Below are 265 nucleotides of genomic sequence, written 5' to 3'. Positions count from 1 at the left end.
CTATTAAGGCTATCGATATCGATGGCCAAGAAAAGCTCAAGCTTGCCAAAGTATTAATTATTGGTGCAGGCGGACTCGGCTGTGCAGCAAGTCAATACCTTGCCGTGGCTGGGGTTGGTGAAATCACCTTAGTTGATTTTGATACCGTAGAGCTGTCTAATTTGCAGCGCCAAGTATTGCACTATGACGCCAATATTGGCCAAGCAAAAGTTGAATCGGCTAAGCAATCGCTGATGCTGCTAAATCCATTAATTAACATCAATAC

General features: G+C 43.8%; 1 protein-coding gene. It reads left to right on the top strand.

What is annotated here, in order from left to right; genetic code table 11:
* Window positions 1-265: ThiF family adenylyltransferase (locus AAEZ08_RS23005; protein ID WP_500125190.1), on the top strand; the 265-nt coding region annotated here is incomplete at both ends.

Origin of the sequence: Pseudomonas sp. E45-MNA-CIBAN-0222, from assembly GCF_040310405.1 — a bacterium.
Lineage (GTDB): Bacteria > Pseudomonadota > Gammaproteobacteria > Pseudomonadales > Pseudomonadaceae > Stutzerimonas > Stutzerimonas stutzeri_AC.
This window is presented reverse-complemented; position numbering and strand designations above follow the sequence as displayed.